Origin of the sequence: Microbacterium sp. MMO-10 (genome assembly GCF_037148715.1) — a bacterium.
Classification (GTDB): Bacteria; Actinomycetota; Actinomycetes; order Actinomycetales; family Microbacteriaceae; genus Microbacterium.
In genome coordinates, this window is sequence record NZ_JBBCSV010000005.1 from 425,500 (window position 1) to 442,586 (window position 17,087).

Consider the following 17,087-nt stretch of genomic DNA (forward strand, 5'->3'; position numbering starts at 1 on the left):
GATCATGTGTGGTGCCCCGGGATATCGTCGACCGTGTGCTCCGCCTGGCGGATCGCCTCAACGACAAGGCGCATCGCGTGCTCATCCGTCAGCCGGTAGAACACCCGTTGGCCCTCCTGGCGGACCCGAACAAGCTTGCCCCACCGCAGCTTCGCCAGATGCTGCGATACCGCCGCAGGGCTCCGATCCACGATATCTGCGAGATGGTTCACCGACAGCTCACCCTCGCGCAACGCGAGAACGATCCGAATCCGGGTCGCATCCGCCAGCAGACGGAATACCTCCACAGCGACCTCGACGAAGGCATTGTCCGGATCTGGATTAGGCTGCTTATCTACGTGCATGCATAGATACTACAACGCCGCGCAAGTCATGGAACGGGCCAAGCGAATCGGGACGTCAAGGATGAGAGAGAAGCGCACCAGAAATACGCGAGCCCGCTCGCGACCGTCATCACCAGCCGAGTCGAGACCAGCCAGTCAGCCGGCCCGCTCGCACGTGCGGTCGCACGGGTCGGAACCCAGCGGCAGTGGAGGCGACGAGGAGCGGAGCGGTAGCCGTGAACGTGGGCGGCGCACCTGGCACCGCCGAAGGAAGCACCTGGCACCACCGAAGTAATCAGAGGGCTGCAGGGGGCTGCTTGGCATCGGCCACCCGTCAATGTCGGACCCCGAACGTAGAATGGGGGAGCACATAACTACACACAGAAGCCCCGACTTGCAGAGCCGGGGCTTGAGCAGGTCGGGGCCGAATGTCTGTGGTAGGACAGTTCGACCCTAGGCGCAAAGTCGCGCACGATCAAGCCAACGTAGACGCTGATCGTCACCTGCCTTCTTTCTCGGGACGCTCCTGAGAAATTTCGACAGAAGGTGGTCAGGCATGGTCGCATATCCGACGATCGAGAAGGTTGTTCAGGATGCTCGCCAGAGAATCCAAGTGACCGACGAGGAACTCGACGAAGCCAGGAAGCGGCGCTCCGCGATCGCGAGCGCTCTGCTGGCAGAATTCTCCGGCGCCCGAGCGTACTTCAACGGGAGCATCGCCCACGGAGACGCGCTCACACCCCTCACGGACGTCGATCTCGGAATTGTGATTCCCAACACGGACGGACGCTATGGTCCCGGGCGCAAAGGCCCGTTGGAACTGCAGGAGCGTGCAGCGGGCGCGATCCGTGACCGTCTGAATGATGCGTATGAGGGCCTCCGCATCGAGTTCCGCGACAGGAAGCGGTCGATCCTCGTCAGATTCCGTGATCCGATCCGTGCAGGTCTGCCGGACTTCACCGCGGACGTGATCACGGCCATCGACAATCCCAGCGCGCCGGGTCTGTTCATCCCGAACTACACCTCCTGGGATCGCTCGCATCCCGAAGCGCACACGCGAATGATCACAGAGGCGAACACGAGGACCAAGACAACGTTCGCCCGGACGGTGCGACTGCTGAAGCACTGGAACAGGAAGAACGGAGCGCCCCTCTGCACCTGGAACATTAAGGCGCTTGCGCTCGGCAGCGTGATGACGGAGTCGGCGCTGATCTCGTCGATGCGTAGCTGGTTTGATCACTCGATCGCCGCACTCAAGCTCGGTGAGACCGAGGACCCCGCAGGCGTGAGTGACAAGCCGATCAGCTTGAATGTGCCTCGAGCCGAGGCCGTTCAACGCCTCGAGAAGGCTGCTGACAAGCTCGAGAAGGCAATCGCCTACGACCTGGCAGGATTTCCGATCCTTGCTCAGAAGGAGCTTGCAGACCTGTTCAACGATGCTGAGATGCTCGCTCCTCCCTCTCGCACTGAGCTGCTTCGTGAAGGTGCCCGCTTCCACGCCGATCCTCCCGGGAAGCCGTCCACTCGATTTGGTGCGCCAGCGCTCGTCACCGCGGCCAGCGCCGCGACGCTTGCAACGACGGCCGCCGCCACCCCCGTGCGTTCCTGGGGAGCCCGGTGACGTGCCTCGAGACGTATCGGGTGGTGCACGCAGACCCGCGGTTCATCTTCAGGCCGTGGTGGGGCAGCTCTCCCGCCTGGCTTCTTCCGCTTGAGTCCCGTGCACGCCGACGATACGGCACAACTATGTCGCGGACCGAAGGCAGGGACTCGCTGGTCTACGAGTTCGACGCCATCGATGTGATCGCCCGAGATCCGGTCAGCGTTCGAGTCGAGTTCCACCGCAACCCCCCTTACGAGCTCTACGGCCTGCACCCGATGGACTACCCGCGAGTCTTCGCGGACGTCGGCGCAGCCTCGCCTCATCGAATGCCCGATGACAGCCTGTGTCTGTACTACCCGGGGGACCCGCGTGATCGGCGTTGGGTCGCCGACGACGGCCTCGACGAGCTCTTGAACATCACCGCGCGCCATCTCTTCGCCGAAGACTACTGGCGTTCAAACGACCAAGTCTGGCCGGTCGAACAAGCTCCACACGGAATTCCGGAGGAGGCCGCGTGAAGGTGTGCGGGATCCTCGACTGGTGCTTCTGGGGCAGTGAAGCCGGCGCAACGATCGTCGCCGCTCTCCTGGCCGCGCTGGTGGCCGTCGGCGGCTATGCGTGGCAGCAGCGGCAATCACGCGCCGACAAGCGAGCCGTCATGTACAGCGAAGCTCTCAGAGCTGTCGAAGACTACGCGGAAGCTCCGTTCATCGTCCGGCGGAGAAGCGGCAAAGACGCGCGCGCAACGGTGAGCGCACAGATCAGCGAAATCCAATCGCGTCTCGCGATGTCATGCGCCCTACTCGAAATCTCGGCGAACCATCAGATAGCAGCGGCGTACCAGCAACTAGTTCGGACGACCAGGAAGGTCGCCGGCGCCGCCATGTCAGCAGCATGGCGCGCGCCGCGCATACGTCGAGACTCCGATCTGCCGGGACACACGCCATATGACCGTTCGAGTATCGACAACGCGAGAGCAGCCTACCTAAACGCGATCCGCGAGCATGACCACAGCGCATCGCGCCGAATCAACGGATGATGTGCCACCGTCGGCCAAGGGACGCGATCCGGGCCGAATCTGCTCGGCTCAGAAGAGCCCCCAGCAGGCCAAGCGGGAGGCCCCGAGATCGTGGTCTCCGTGTGATCGGCCGCTCGCATTCTGCGCGACAAAGCTAGACGCCGCGTCCAGTGGGGGCGTCGATCGGATGCTAACCCAGACGCATCGCGCCGTCGTCCCCGGCCCTCTCGCAGTTTCACAACACCACCCCCAGTGCGGACACACAAGTCCGGCGGTCATCGGTACGGTGAGGACGTGACCACGCACGTATTCCTGTCGCACATCCATGAGGAAGAGACTCTATGGGCCACTACGACCTGAACCGTATGGGCTGGCAACAATTCGAACACATGGTCCAAGCCCTAGCTAAGGCGGAGCTGGGCAACGGTGTCCGGACGTTTGGATCAGGACCGGATGGACAGCGAGACGCGACCTTCGATGGGCCAGTCCAGTTCCCTATTGGCAGCTCGAGCACGTGGAACGGTTACGGTGTCATCCAGATAAAGCACCATGAGAAGCCGACGACCACGACAGCCGACTGGAAGTGGTTCATCGATGAAGTCCGGAGCGAGCTGCGGGGGTGGGCAGGCAAGAAGCGAATTGGGAAGCGGGGTCCGGAGTATCTGCTTTTCGCTACCAACGTCTCGCTGTCGGGCGTCGAGGACACAGGCGGCAAGGACCAGTTCGAACTCCTGCTCAATAACGCGGCAGCTGATCTTGGATTAAAGGGCTGGTTCGTCTGGGACTACAGCGAGATCCGCACGATGCTTGACCAACACTCCGCCGTTCGTCAGCGGTACCTCGAGTTGATCGTGACCGGCGACTTCCTTGTGCAGCTTGAGGCGCTTCTGTCAGAGACGACAGCTTTGGAAGCCGACCGGTTGGCGGGGCACGCCGTCGCAGAGCTGATTACCCGACAGTGGGTGCGTACGGGAGATGCCGGCTACAGCGATGCCTCTAAGGTGCGGCTGGCTGACATCGCTATCGATCTGCCCTGCACGTTGAAGGACCCTCCCATAGGCTTGTCAGCAGGTCGGTTGATGGCAGCGCGCACAACGATCGAGATCGGTGAACGCATCCTGTCGAGCGAAGAAGGCGCAGGCCCGCGAGGCGTCGTGCTGGTCGGGGGGCCGGGGCAGGGGAAGAGTACGATCGCTCAGGTAATCGCCCACGCGTATCGGGTCGCATTCCTCAGAGACACTGACATCACTCGATATGGGGCCAACGCGAAGCACGCATTCGACGGTCTTCGGGACCGCCTTGAGACTGCGGCGATTCCTGTCCCGGGCCGCCGCCGATGGCCGATCGTTGTGGAACTCGCGAAGGTGGGGACTTCGATAGCGCGCGACGAGGGCTCGTTCTCGTTGCTAAGGTACATCGCCGACTCGATCGTTGTCGAAGGGAAATCGGCAGATGCCGCTGCGCTACTGGATTGGCTGCGGAGTTGGCCATCATGCCTTGTCCTCGACGGTCTCGATGAGGTCCCGGACGCCAAAGTGAGAGCCAAGCTCATCGACGCGATCAGCGCTCTCGTGAGCGAGCTCAGCGCGCAACGAGCCGATGTCCTCGTTGTCGCCACGACGCGTCCGCAGGGCTATCGTGGCGAGTTCGGCGATGCACTACCTTGCCAGCAGCTTGAGCTTCTTGAGCTCACCGAGGATGAGGCGTTGAATTACTCTGAGGCGCTGACGGCCGTCCGGACCGCCGAAGATCCAGATCTGGCGACACAAGTTACTGAACGTCTCATCACGGCAGTGCACGAACGCGTCACTCAGAGGCTCATGACCACGCCGCTTCAGGTGACGATCATGACGGCTCTCGCCGAAGATGCCGTCGAGCTCCCCTCCGATCGATACGAGCTTTTCGACCGCTACTACAGGGTCGTGTATGAACGTGAGCTTTCGAAAAGTGAAGCATTCGTCGAATTGAGAACCCATCGGCAGCACATCGACCACCTACACGAACAAGCCGGCGTCAAGCTGCAGGCGCGTACCGAGCAGCCCGGAAAGTCAGATGCGGTCCTGACAAAGACAGAGATCGGCCGGATTCTCCGCCGTCGACTGAAGGCCGCGGGATTTGATGAGGCAGAATCAGACACGATCGCGGACAAGCTCCTCCGGCTATCGACGGAGCGGGTTGTAATGCTCGTCTCTCGGCGCCCTGCCAAGTTCGAGTTCGAAGTTCGGTCCCTTCAGGAGTACATGGCTGCCCGCGCCTTGACTGATGGGGCCGACGATACGATCCTCGCGAACCTCCGACACCTTGCCCCTTCCAGCCACTGGCGGAACGCCTGGCTCCTCGCGGCGGGCAGGCTCGTCAAGAGGAGGGAGCACCTCACCGACGAGTTGGTCAAGATCGCGACGGAATACGACATGGCCGTGGCAGAGAGTTTGGTGACAACGCTTGGGGCGTCGTTGGCCGCCGACCTATACCTCGACAATCTCGGCGTGGAGTTCCCCAACGTCAGACGAGCTCTCCTGGGTAGCGCCATGACGCAGTTCGCCGAAACCGCGCCAGAGCTCCCACGCGCCCTATCCGACCTGGTGAGTCTCGCTTTGACGCAATCTGGCCGCGAAGCCGCGATCGCACTTGAGGCGCTCCACGAACTCAGCCGCAAGAACCTGTCGAATCTCGCGACCAAGTACCTCAGCGACCGGAAGGACGGCATGAGCCCAGTCGCGAAACAGGCTCGAACCACGCTGACCGAAGGGAGGAAGTACGTCAAGCCATCCGAGCAAACTCCTCGAGCGCGCGCGCAGATGCTTGCCCGCCAGCTGGTGCGATTCGCTGGCGACATCCCTGAAGCACTTGTCCTAGTGGAACGACTCAACGACACCATTGGTGGCGGCGCCGGCGCATCGGTCGGAATTCTCCAAGCTCTTGACCAGGCGCCAGCTCGGGCCGCGCTGGATCGCACAATCAACGCGATCAGCCATACTCAACCCGACACGGCCCACTACGGCGTCAGTCTCCTCCGGCAGTACGCGACCCGAACGCTTCGCGGACAAGCGTTCAGCTAGCGTTGGTTCATGTCCGAGATGAAGCAGGTCATCGCCCCCAGCTCTCCGGCTGCGATCCGGCTCGCGCAGCTCGCTGGCTTCAACGCGGATCTCGCCGAGGCGCTGAACGGGTTCACGATCGCACTCCACCTGATCGAGTCCAAAGAGACGTGGGAGCAGAATCTTGTGCGGCCGCTCGTGTCGGACGCGACGGTTTCATACGGGCGGTGCTTCACATCATCAAACGTCCGGCCGAACCTTGAGACGATCATTGACGTGCCCGATTCGCACGCGGACGTACATCACGCACTCAAGCGGCTACGTAACCGCACTGTCGCCCATTCCGAGAGCACGCTCACACCGTCCTACGCTGTAGCGAACCTCGAGCGTGACGAATCGGCGGGAACGATACGTGCGTCGCAGGCCTTAGCGATAACCGCGCATGTCTCCTTTTCGATGGAGGCGATCCAGCAATTTCATGAGCTCACACTCGTCGTGAAAGAACTGCTCCTTCACGAGATCGAAAAGGCGAAAGCTGAGCTTCTTACCGTGCTTAACGACGGGGGTGACCTTCAGGAACTCTGGGATAGCGGCCTACTCCCGCAGCTAGTTCCCGTCCCGCTGGAGCAGTGGGACGTGGACTCTAAGCGCGCTGATTATCCTGACTCGCACATCATTCCGGTGGTGGTCACGCCGGCAAGGACCTTTCTCGCACCCTCATCAGGGAACCTCTTCGAGCCCCCGGCCCCTTAGAACGCGCCTGCCTGATCCCTCTCGCGGCGGGCGCATGCGGAGCGGACTGAGCTTGGAGTATTGGGTCGAGCGGAAGAACTTGGTGGGCTAGGCGCATCTTCGGTCGCGGCCGGGCCCACTGGTCGGCCCCGTAGAAGCCGATCCCTGCGGGCGACCTCGTCGCCGAGCAGGTCGCGCCGCCGGCGGCTGCGTGCGTGAAGACCACGGGGGCCATGCGAGGGGCAGAACCACGTTGTTGAGAGCGTTTCATCGGCGTGTCCCGGTTCGAGAGGCAATCCGCAAGAGGGGCAGTCCTTGCCGCGCGGCAGGCCGTCAGAATCGATCTCGTCGAAAGTTCCGGACAACACCGCTCCGATCGCTCGTGAGCGTTCCCGCAACAAGTCGAGGCGACACCAAACGCCGCGATTGTCCCTCGGTCAACGCGTGCGAAGATCAGGGGCGTCATCCGGGATGAGCGATGACAAAGGTGTGCCGAGAACCTGCGAAATAGCGAGGATCGTACGCAGCGTCGGATTGGACGGCGTACCAGGACGAGACTCGCCCTTCTCGTACTTCTGATAGGTGTACCGCGTGAGACCTGAGCGGTAGGCCACGTCCTCCTGGCTCAACCCAGCCCGCTCGCGCGCCGAGCGCAGCGAAGTAGCGAGACGCTGCGAGTACGCCCGCCACTGCAGCTCAGTCTCGTCGTCTCGGAAGGGCACCAATCCAGCGTGGGGAAGCGTGCACATCCGTATGGCCTTACATATATGGCATAATTTCGGAGGCCATACGAAACAATCGTCACCTTCGCGGACACCGTCCGCTGTCTCCTGCACGTGTGCTGCCCGCCTGATGCATGTCGATCGCAGCTCGGGACTGGCTCATGCGTGCGACCGTGATTGTGATGACGCCTGTGGAACGCAACCCTCACCCGATCTGGTGGAGAGGAATCTCCGTACCCCCTCCCGCCGAATGGGTATACGTCTTCGAGGACTTCACCGGCGCCGATACGGCTGCTCCCTGGGCGCTTGGGGCAGGGATCTTTGTTGCACAGGTCCGACGTCGGACTGGGCGCGGACCGACGTTCGCGGAGCTCTTCACCTACCTGCTTCCTGACACCGCCGGAATGCCGGGACCGTTCCCTGACGGTCTCGAGTTCGTCGAACGCCGTCGAGCCATATCGGGCTTCCGGGGTCACGTCGCAATCGATTGGCGACGCCGAAGCATGATCAATTGGGACCGTGACGTTACTCGCAGCCTCCGCGTGGGTAGATCGTTCCGAGAGCTGTCGCGCAGTCGCCAGCTATCCCGACGGCCAGACATGCGCCCGGCAACCAGTTCCCGACTCTTGGAGTGTTCCGTACGGCAGATCGGCGCGCCGCTCGCCGACCTTGACGCCTGATCGCTTCGCAGAAGGAGAAGGATTCGATGACGACGCAGGAGCCTGAGGAGATACGTGGCCTCATCGCGAGGATCGCACCCGGCTGGTCACCGACAATTGATGTCGGCACAGGCTGGTACCCACTTCTGGCCCAGTTGGACCGACGCTTGGCAGCGATCGCACCGCGATACATCATCCATCAGGTGAAGTCGAAGTTCGGGGCGTTGAGCTTCTATGCACAGCCTTCTGATGACCCGTACCACTACGACGATGCCTTTCGCGACGCGATCACGGCGGCGGAATGGGAGAGTACGAGAACCTGCGAAGAATGCGCGGCTCCCGCCCGTACCTACACAATCGGGATGTGGGTCTGGACGCTATGCGAGGTCCACGCGAGTGCCAAGCGCGGCAGCGACCCGAACTGATGCCACGGGAGTGTTCAAAGGGCGAGCCGCCCCTCCACAAAGTGCTTGTTGCGGTCCGCGTCGTCCAGGGGCAGACCCGTGAACTTGTCTTGGGTCGCACCACGAGCGCTGGTATACCCGTGATGTCGCGTGTGCGGCGCTGCGCGTCGGCCGGGACGCGATCGTCCCCCCATACGATTGCGGCATTGAGCGGTTCTACGGCGAAGGACGCAAGTGATCGCATTCGCCATCCGCGGCGCGGCCATCCGCGCCAGGCCACGTATTGGCTGCCGAGCATTCCCTGCAGCGGCCTTCGATCGACCATCGCCCGTGATCCTGTGGCCAGGTCGTGAACCATGCCACGTCGAACTTCGGCGTGTCGTGCGATCATGTCGAGCTGCTCGACTACCGCATCGTCGGTTCTTAGCCAGGACCGCCAGTCCTCAAACGACGAGCGAGTGGCATGCTCATGCTCCTGCAGGATCGGTGTGATGGTTCCGTCGATGTCGATGACCATGAGGACTCGCGGGTTGGTCGTGGGGCCATGCCGGTCACCGATCGCGAATCCGAATGATTGTATTCTCGGCTTCCAACTGGCGGCGGAGCGCCTCGTTCTCCAACGTGAGTCTTTGGATCTGCGCCGCAGCTACCGAGACTTGAAGCTTGAGTTCTTCGATCTGAAGCCGTAATTGTCTCTCGGGGACCACCTTCTGTTGGGTTGGGGGTTGCGTCGGTTTGGTTTCACCGCGCAATAGCCGGCGGCGATTGTCCGCGACCGACTGCGCGATGTCGGGGAAGTGGCGCCAGAACGTCCCGTTGGTGAGACCCAGATGCCGCGCAAGCTCCTTCGCCGTGAGAAGTGGCGCTGATCCCGTAGCGGACAACTCGCGAACCGTTGCCTCGACTTGTTGCCTCGTGGGCAGCTCAATCCGGTGAGACATCGGACTCTCCGTTCACCAGCTCGAGGATCCGAGCTCGCCTCTGTCGCAGTCGGTCGGCCAGGACAGGTGGGAGCTCTGGTCGTTGGGCAAGGTCTGCATCGATGAGCGCCACCTCGGCTCGCCACGCGTCGCGATTGTCGGCAGTGAGAGCGACGTTGCGGCACGTCATCGGCTGACACGTCTGGAGGTCGGGCGCCGAAGCTGAGTTGTGACACTGAGCCTTAGACGCATCAAACGTGCAAGTCACGTAGCGACCGGGATACACCTCGGGCCCACGCGCCTTGAGAAGCCGGAGGAAGCGTCGCGGATCGGTCTGCACTGTTCCGGCGAACGTGCCGTTCGAACTGAACTCCGTCAAGCGAGCGTGGGCTTCGCCAGCGGCTGGTCCGCCAAGGCGAAGGTGCTCATTGCGTTCCGTCATCTCCAATAAGTGCTGACCACGAGCAAGTGCCGCCTCGGCTTCTACTTCGGCTCTGAATCCAGAGTCGCTCGTGCCCGCGTATCCTTCGAACATCTGGACGCTGTGGTGTCGGTAGGCGATGGCGCCCGCGATCGCACCGCCCGGCCTGCGGGCAATGTACCAAGCGAGCGTGCGTCGAAATTGTCGCGTAGTGAGTCGCCAAGGCTGGCCGTTGTGGTCGGGTATGCCGTCGCTTCGACCGCGTTCCTCGCAATAGCGGGTGATCCAGTCCCGGAACCGGTTGAGCGCATGGATCGTGCCGCCGACCGTGAGAGCCTCATTGGTATTGCGGGCGCCCGAACCCCGTCCAGGCCCCGTTAGCAATGGTGCGAAGAGCCATGGACTCGATGCCCCCGAGACCAATGCAAGCCGTTCAAGAACCGCGATTGCGCGTGCCGCCGGCGCACCGACGACCCACGTGGCGGGCACGCCTGCTGCTTCTTCTTCCCCTTTGAAGGCCAAACTGTGGACTACCCAGCGGATGGGGGTGCCCTGAGAATCCGCGACGATCTTCGACGCACCGGTTCGAAGGTGTTTGATCTCGTTGTCGCGCATTCCCGAGAGGAATGCGATGACGATGTAGCACGCCGTTTGGAGAAGGAGCGACATAGTCGAGAGAGAGTCGCGCTCGACTGGATTTGTGCGGAAGCCTTCGATCCAGGGTTCGCCATCAAGTCGCCCAGAGATCGTTTGGTTGAGGTCGGCATACTCGGATACGCCGAGTTCGACCGCCAACTCGGCGAGTTCGGCCTGATAAGGCTTAAGCGCGAGGGGAGCGCACCCTACCGCTCGCCCGATGGCGGAGAGGTTCACACGGCCGTCTTTGCCTGGCAGCGGTCTGCCGGCGAAGCGAGCACGCGACAGGTAGTCACGGATAAGTGCCGGTGCTTGCCCCCATGTGAGGCCCGGGCGTCCGTCACCGGCGGTTCCCTGGCTCCTGCGCACTCGCCAAAGGTCGATTCCATTGAGGATGTCATCAGCGAAGTCATCAACGAACCGGATCGACCAGACGAGCAGCGGCGCATGAACAGCCTCCGGAATACGTGAGGTCGCATTCTCTGTGCGCTTACCGGGATAGGGCTCCGCTGACCAGTACTCAGTAAGGCGTGGATCGAAGCTCAGCGCTCGTGCTCCGAGAGTCGTTCGATACCGCCACAGAAATGCGACGGCGGTCCGAAGTGCATATCGTTGCCATGCTGATCGGACGGTAGTTGCAAGGTAGGTCTGATACGCGTCCAGATCGGCGGGGCGCAGATCTGCAATCGCCGCACCTGGCCGGTACTTGCTCATCCAGACGAAGAGATGGCGGATACGCACTTGCATAGACAGGACTGTCGCGACCATCGGCCGATCCTCGTCCTCGGGGATCTCGCCAGACAACCCCGCGTAGCAAAGCAGCTTCGCGTCTGCCCTATGCTCCGCGGGGAAGTTCGCAAAGTGGAGGCTCTGAGAACGACCGCTTCGCTGCAAGACCGCTGGTCCTACCAACCACACGTCGTCGCTAAAGCGTGACGTGTCCGAGAGCGTGATGCCCTCGACCAGAGGTCGTCCGTGAAGAACGTATGGATCGCGGGTGGCGACCTCCGTCGTCGCCTCGGCGCGCATCAGGGACGCTCCCATCGAGGCTCGACCAGGTCGAGCAAATAGTCGTCTCGCTTTTGCTCTTCCGCATGGTGGACTTCACCGTCGGTGAACTGAGGGAGCACATCGTGACGAATCGCCGTCCAGACTGGGCCGTAGCGACGCCACCAACTCTCGATCGACATGTGCGCACGGCGTTGCTCAAGCGCATCCAGTAGGGCGAGCAGGCCAGGGAGATGTTCGGCAGTCACGACGCTGTTCGCACAATGAAAGCAGTCAAGGAACGACTGAGCGCAGCGCCGCCCGGTCAACGGGTGGTGAGCGTGATCTTGGCATGACGACCAACCCGTCTCCTCCGCCGTGAGCGGCCGGTTCGTAGGGACAGAGGAAGCCTCCTCGCGCGGGTGAACTGCGAGACGCGTGCGACCGCTGGTGCTGAGCGCCTTCCGGTGGGCGTCGAATGCAGACCTCTCCATGTCCGCGACCGCATCAGACATGATGTCTTCGGCCCAGTCGATGGTCGACGGGTCACCGGCCAAATAGTTGCGGAACAGCACGGGGACGGTGTTAGACCGCGTTGCCGACGGAAGGTGCCCACCAACGGCACGTGTCCGGCGCACATCAACACTCTTCTTAAGCCGCGGGAAGCTCAACCGCAGATCGGTGCGCTCAGATCTCGTGTCACCGGCCGTTCCACATTCGGGCCGGTGCTCGTCGCTCCGAAGATTGTGGCCAGCGATCCAATCCCGATTGCTGACCTCCGTGTTCAGGGCGCCCTGGAAAGGGTTTCCTACCCGGTCCGGTCCGAACCTTCCTGCACCGAGCCAGACAGCCCAGTAAGGCCTGTCGTCGAGCAGATCCCGCGCCGGCGCCATCAGGTCGAGCAACAACAGGTATAATCCGCCAGGCGTACGAAGCTCTTGACCGGGTTTTCCGATCTCCCAGGTGGCCGAGTCATGCCACTTTCCTGGCCCCCGGCGCCGCTTGATCAAACTCACTTCGACAGCGACCCCTTCGATCACTCGATGGGCGGTGGTCAGTTCCTTGATGGTTTCCACGTTCCACCCTGTCGTGTAGACGAACAACGCAAGGATCGGTATTAGATCGCGGCGTGTTACGAAGACCTGCTCAGCCAACCGCCGACGGTGCGCCATCCGGTCAAGAAAGGGCACCCCATCTGCCGTGACGCTACCGGTTCGTCGGACCTCTGCAATCGCTGATCGGTCTCCGACTGGTGGGGGCATGCGAAGCCGGGTGCGGATCGCGGCGACGTCTCCTCGTGCCGCTGCCACGATGGACCGTAGCTCGCTGTCGGAGTAGCCCGGTGCGCTCGCACGTGTGTTCCGCGTCCGGGGACGGAACTTCGCCCGCAAGCTTTCGTCAATCTGGCCTGAGAGCGGTGGGAGATCCAACAGAACGCCCATGACATGGAGATGTTTCGCAACCGTTTGACGATTCGAACTTGCCTCCAGGCTTTGCCTGTGCGCGTTGACATGCCGCGGCCGCAGGTCGCCGGGCGTTTGTGGGGGGTCAATCGATGACGACAGCTGGTGCATGAAGCGAGACAGGATGGCCCATCCGCCCATTGCCGACGAAAGTGTCCTCAAAGTCCCCGCTGGACCGATACGCCGCGCCCAACCTTGTGCGAGGGCATCATGCCAACCCGGCAAGGGCAGGGTTCCGATGTCGAAGCTCTTCTGCCGGCCGTCTTCTCCCACGAACTGCACGACAAACGGGACCGTGGCTGGCGTTCTCGCCATCCTGGCGTAGTGGCCCGACGGCATAGGGGCAGGTCGGCCAACTCCAGTCGATCCGCGACGATCGGTCGGCTTCATGAGAGGCCTGCGGCTATGAGAGTTGGATCGCGAGGGTCTTCCCACTCCTCAGGAATGAGTGTCAGACGTGTGCTCATCTCCAGGTCTGCCAAAGCGTGCAGGTACTTCTGCGTCGTCTCGACGCTTCGGTGCCCCAACAGGCGACGGACCCAGTCGAGAGGATCCCCGAAAACCCGAACATAGTAGCCCCGTTGCTCGGGAGTCGCCGAGCGCAGCGCCGCAATATGGCCCCGTTGAAGCTGTTCCAAAGTGATGACTGCAAAGGAGTGTCGCAGCGTGTGCGGACTCGCCGACAGGGCGAGTGAGTTCCGCCGACATCGGATGTTCGCCTGCCGGAAGATGTGTTTCCACGTCGAGACCGACATCGGTTCGCCAGCCTCTGAAAGCCACAGCGATGCTGGCGCGATGCCGTCACGGCCTTCGACGAACGTTCGCCGTCGCTCCTCGAGCGACAGCAAGCCAAACGGGATTCGCTGGGATGATCCAGCCAGTCGGGCATGTCGCCCGTCAGGTTCCAGAATCAGGCTGTCCGGCGTAAGCCGGTACCGACCGGCCGATCGTGCGAGTTCGATCACTTCTCGCCGATCAGTCTCGACGTACTCGCGGACCGCGCGCAGAACGGTCGAAGGCACGTAGACCCAGCGCTCAGAACTGCCCTTGGCGATCACTCTAGGTAGGTAGAACCGATGGAAACCGTTGAGTTGGACAAGAGTTGGCAGCTCGGATTCGATGAGGTTCGACTGTTCGGAGAGGCGGAGTCCTGTTCGGACCATCATGTCCGCGAACGTGGCGTTTCGCGTCGCCCAACGTCCCCTGAATCCGTCGTCAAGGCGTCCGTCTGTTCGGTAACCGCGAAGCCCGATGTCACGCCACCGCCGGTAGGAGGATGCTGGCAGCCAGTCCACTCTGGTCCGCCCGGATCCGTGAGAGTGCGTGGCTGGTGTCGTCTCGCGAGAAACGCCACCGACTCGGCGCTGACGATGAGCGCGACGTCGTCGCTGGGGGATCGGATTCTCGGAAAGAACCCCTCGGCGTACTTGCCAATTGAAGAACCGATTGGTGGCAGCCACCTCCCGATCCCATGTTGAGGTCGCGACTCGCGGTCCTGCGGGGTCTTCACGTCTCCACGCGAAGTACGCCTCATGATCGTCGCTCGTCGCCGTTCTCCAATCTTTTCCCCCGCGGTTGACATGAAGAAAGTTGAAAAAGGCAAGGAGATCGCTGGCATATCCCGTGCGAGTTGAGATCGCGGAGCCCAACATATCTGCCGAGTGGAAGAACGCGTTCAGTTCAACGTCGTACTCAAATTCCGGGGAGACCAGGTAAGGAGTATCACGCGGGATCGAAGGGAGCGCTCGATCGAGTACTTGCATGGTCTTCGGTTCGGAGCTGACGGCGAGAGAACTGAACAGGGATGGATCGTGGCGAAACTGACGCCAGCGTCCTGAGGTCACCGAAGACGAAAGCTCCATAGGGCAAGCGAATCGGGGTTGGTAGACGTCGAACACTGGACACGCCGTGAAGTACGTCCAAAAACTGGCGACGAACCCGTGCCCGTGCGGTTCCTTCGGTGTCGTCGGCGAGGAGTGCATCTGCCCGCCTTCCACGATCCGGCGGTACGCCGCACGGCTGTCGGGACCGATCCGCGACCGGCTCGACATCGAGGTGGGCGTCGCCCGGGTATCGGCCGCGGCGGTCGCGGCGTCGTCGAGCGGCGCGCTGTCGACCGCACAGGCGCGTGCGCGGGTCGAGGAGGCGAGGGCCCGCGCCGCGCGGCGCTGGCGGGACACCCCCTGGAGGCTCAATGCGCACGCGCCGGGCACCTGGCTGCGACAGGGGGAGTTCCGTCTCCCCGCCGAGGTCCGGACTCCGCTGGATCGGGCTCTGCAGCGCGGGGCGCTGACGCTCCGCGGCTACGACCGCGTGCTGCGGCTCGCGTGGTCGATCGCGGACCTCGCCGGTGCGGCCGCTCCCACTCTCGCCCACATCGGGCGGGCGCTGTACCTGAAGGAGGGGGCGACGACGTGAGTCCGGCCGCACGTGGTGGTCGATCCGCTGCCGATGAGCCGCACGACGGGGCGACGCCCGGCCCGGCTGAGCTGCGCCGCCGGCTGCGCACGTTGCGCGATGAGCCGGGCCTCCTCGCCGAGCTGACCAGGATCCGGCCCGATGCGGCGGATCCCGCGGTTCGGGACAGCGTGATCTGGAGTCTGCTCGTCGAACCGGGGGACGGCGTGGCCGGGGCGCTCGTCGAAGCGATGGGACCGACCGAGGCACTGGAGGTCGCGTTCGGCGGATCGCACGGAGGACGGGACGACCCGGAGGGCGATGTCGCCGGGGAGCGGCCCGCCGCCGCGGCATTGCGCGATGCGCGCCGGCGCTGGGCGCCCCGCCTCGCCGTCGAGCCCCACCTGGGGGCGTTGCGGACCGCGGCACGGATCGGGGCACGGCTGCTGCTGCCCCGGGACGCGGAATGGCCGGTCGCTCTGGCGGACCTCGGAGCGCACGCGCCCCGTGCGCTCTGGCTCCGGGGGGATCCCGCGGCGCTCTCCGAGGTCGGTGATTGGCATGTCGCGGAGTTGAACCTCGCGCTTTAGCCTCGATGCACCGATGCGGCGGTCGTCTGAGCAGGGCGTGAGGAACGAATCGGTGACAACTGATCGTTAGTGCCGGGAGGCGCTGGCGGGGAGGATGTCATCATGCCCGGTCCATATCCCAGAGACTTCCGCGAGGACGTTGTCGCGGTCGCCCGCAGCCGTGAGAGCGGCGTCACTATCAAACAGATCGCCACCGATTTCGGTATCAGCGAAGCGACGCTGCAGAACTGGCTCCGCCAGGCCGACGTCGAAGACGGGAACCGGCCCGGTCAGACCGCGGCTGATGCGGCGGAGGCTCGGGAGTTGAAGAAGCGGATCCGGCTGCTCGAGCAGGAGAACGAGGTCCTGCGGCGTGCGGCGGCGTATCTGTCGCAGGCGAATCTGCGCCTCGGTGGCTCCCCAAAATGACGTACCCGCTCGTATCTGAGCTCGCCGACGCGGGGATCCCCGTGACGGTGTCGTGCCGGGTCCTGAAGCTCGCGAGACAGCCCTACTACCGGTGGCGCAACGATCCCGTCCGCGACGCGGATGTGCTCCGCGCGTATCGGATCAACGCGCTGCACGACGCGCACCACGAGGACCCGACGTTCGGATACCGATACCTCGCCGACGAAGCCCGTCGGGCGGGGTGGCGGATGAGTCGGCGGACGGCGTGGAAGCTGTGCTCGCAGGCCGGGATCCTCTCGTCGGCGCAGCGCCGGCGGCGCGGAAAGGGCAAGAAGGCCGGGCCGCCGGTGTTCGACGACCACGTCCAGCGGGTGTTCCGCGCCGATGCCCCGAACAGGCTCTGGCTCACGGACATCACGGAGCATTGGACGAGCGAAGGCAAGCTCTACTGCTGCGCGATCAAGGACGTGTTCTCCAACCGCATCGTCGGCTACTCGATCTCGGATCGGATGACCGCGAAACTCGCCGTCGACGCGGTCCGCAACGCCGTCGCCCGCCGCGGCGAGGTCGCCGGCTGCATCCTGCACGCCGACCGGGGCAGTCAGTTCCGCTCCCGGGCCATGGCCCGCGAGCTGCGCCGCCACGACATGGTCGGATCGATGGGACGAGTCGGCGCCTCCCTCTTAACCGGCTATTCCATCCTGGATCCCTTGCGGCGACACGCCGAGCGGGGCGAGGTGCGTGATGTTCTTGGGTTGCGGGTGCAACATGTGTCGCATGACGGACA

16 protein-coding genes are annotated in these 17,087 nt (G+C 63.3%); 10 read left to right on the forward strand and 6 right to left on the reverse strand.

The genetic code is table 11. The annotated features are described in order from the left end of the window. Positions 1-2: 2 nt before the first annotated feature. Positions 3-344, reverse strand: a complete 342-nt coding sequence (locus tag WFJ17_RS18030; protein ID WP_336649133.1) for an ArsR/SmtB family transcription factor — start codon at positions 342-344, stop codon at positions 3-5. Positions 345-879: 535 nt separating this feature from the next. Here WFJ17_RS18030 and WFJ17_RS18035 point away from each other — a divergent pair. The 5 genes from WFJ17_RS18035 to WFJ17_RS18055 all read left to right on the forward strand — a co-directional run bounded on the left by WFJ17_RS18035 (position 880) and on the right by WFJ17_RS18055 (position 6,735). After that, on the forward strand, positions 880-1,944 hold the full coding sequence (locus WFJ17_RS18035) for a nucleotidyltransferase (RefSeq protein WP_292888503.1): 1,065 nt from the start codon (positions 880-882) through the stop codon (positions 1,942-1,944). 125 nt (positions 1,945-2,069) lie between these two features. Continuing rightward, the gene (locus WFJ17_RS18040) at positions 2,070-2,444 is read left to right on the forward strand and encodes a hypothetical protein (RefSeq protein WP_292888506.1); all 375 of its coding nucleotides are present in this window, start codon (positions 2,070-2,072) and stop codon (positions 2,442-2,444) included. Next, on the forward strand, positions 2,441-2,965 hold the full coding sequence (locus WFJ17_RS18045; protein ID WP_292888509.1) for a hypothetical protein: 525 nt from the start codon (positions 2,441-2,443) through the stop codon (positions 2,963-2,965). Before WFJ17_RS18040 ends, WFJ17_RS18045 begins: the two co-directional genes overlap by 4 nt. A 320-nt stretch (positions 2,966-3,285) precedes the next feature. After that, positions 3,286-6,003, forward strand: coding sequence for an NACHT domain-containing protein (locus WFJ17_RS18050; RefSeq protein ID WP_336649134.1), 2,718 nt, complete (start codon positions 3,286-3,288; stop codon positions 6,001-6,003). A 9-nt stretch (positions 6,004-6,012) separates the two neighbouring features. Further along, positions 6,013-6,735, forward strand: coding sequence for a hypothetical protein (locus WFJ17_RS18055; RefSeq protein ID WP_336649135.1), 723 nt, complete (start codon positions 6,013-6,015; stop codon positions 6,733-6,735). A gap of 416 nt (positions 6,736-7,151) precedes the next feature. On the opposite strand, the gene WFJ17_RS18060 is transcribed toward WFJ17_RS18055, so the two are convergent. Then, positions 7,152-7,463 (reverse strand): helix-turn-helix transcriptional regulator, encoded by a 312-nt coding sequence (locus WFJ17_RS18060; RefSeq protein WP_292888517.1) that lies wholly within the window; start codon positions 7,461-7,463, stop codon positions 7,152-7,154. A 679-nt stretch (positions 7,464-8,142) separates the two neighbouring features. On the opposite strand from WFJ17_RS18060, the gene WFJ17_RS18065 reads away from it, so the two are divergent. After that, positions 8,143-8,520, forward strand: coding sequence for a hypothetical protein (locus tag WFJ17_RS18065; protein WP_292888519.1), 378 nt, complete (start codon positions 8,143-8,145; stop codon positions 8,518-8,520). A gap of 530 nt (positions 8,521-9,050) precedes the next feature. Here WFJ17_RS18065 and WFJ17_RS18070 read toward each other — a convergent pair. The 4 genes from WFJ17_RS18070 to WFJ17_RS18085 form a co-directional block, all read right to left on the reverse strand. Beyond that, positions 9,051-9,440 (reverse strand): hypothetical protein, encoded by a 390-nt coding sequence (locus WFJ17_RS18070; protein ID WP_336649136.1) that lies wholly within the window; start codon positions 9,438-9,440, stop codon positions 9,051-9,053. Then, positions 9,424-11,244 (reverse strand): hypothetical protein, encoded by a 1,821-nt coding sequence (locus WFJ17_RS18075; RefSeq protein ID WP_336649137.1) that lies wholly within the window; start codon positions 11,242-11,244, stop codon positions 9,424-9,426. Before WFJ17_RS18075 ends, WFJ17_RS18070 begins: the two co-directional genes overlap by 17 nt. A gap of 260 nt (positions 11,245-11,504) precedes the next feature. Then, a complete protein-coding gene (locus WFJ17_RS18080; protein WP_292888523.1) occupies positions 11,505-12,539 on the reverse strand; it encodes a hypothetical protein in 1,035 nt (344 codons plus the stop codon). A gap of 773 nt (positions 12,540-13,312) precedes the next feature. Next, positions 13,313-14,788, reverse strand: a complete 1,476-nt coding sequence (locus WFJ17_RS18085; protein WP_336649138.1) for a tyrosine-type recombinase/integrase — start codon at positions 14,786-14,788, stop codon at positions 13,313-13,315. Positions 14,789-14,834: 46 nt separating this feature from the next. Between WFJ17_RS18085 and WFJ17_RS18090 the strand changes: the two genes are divergently transcribed. The 4 genes from WFJ17_RS18090 to WFJ17_RS18105 form a co-directional block, all read left to right on the forward strand. Then, a complete protein-coding gene (locus WFJ17_RS18090; RefSeq protein ID WP_336649139.1) occupies positions 14,835-15,344 on the forward strand; it encodes an ATP-binding protein in 510 nt (169 codons plus the stop codon). Next, positions 15,341-15,913, forward strand: a complete 573-nt coding sequence (locus WFJ17_RS18095) for a hypothetical protein (protein ID WP_336649140.1) — start codon at positions 15,341-15,343, stop codon at positions 15,911-15,913. The genes WFJ17_RS18090 and WFJ17_RS18095 overlap by 4 nt, the downstream gene beginning before the upstream one ends. 102 nt (positions 15,914-16,015) lie before the next feature. Next, on the forward strand, positions 16,016-16,321 hold the full coding sequence (locus WFJ17_RS18100; protein WP_336649141.1) for a transposase: 306 nt from the start codon (positions 16,016-16,018) through the stop codon (positions 16,319-16,321). Continuing rightward, positions 16,318-17,087 (forward strand): IS3 family transposase (locus WFJ17_RS18105; RefSeq protein ID WP_336649142.1); only part of this gene is annotated, 770 nt, incomplete at its 3' end. The genes WFJ17_RS18100 and WFJ17_RS18105, both read left to right, overlap by 4 nt.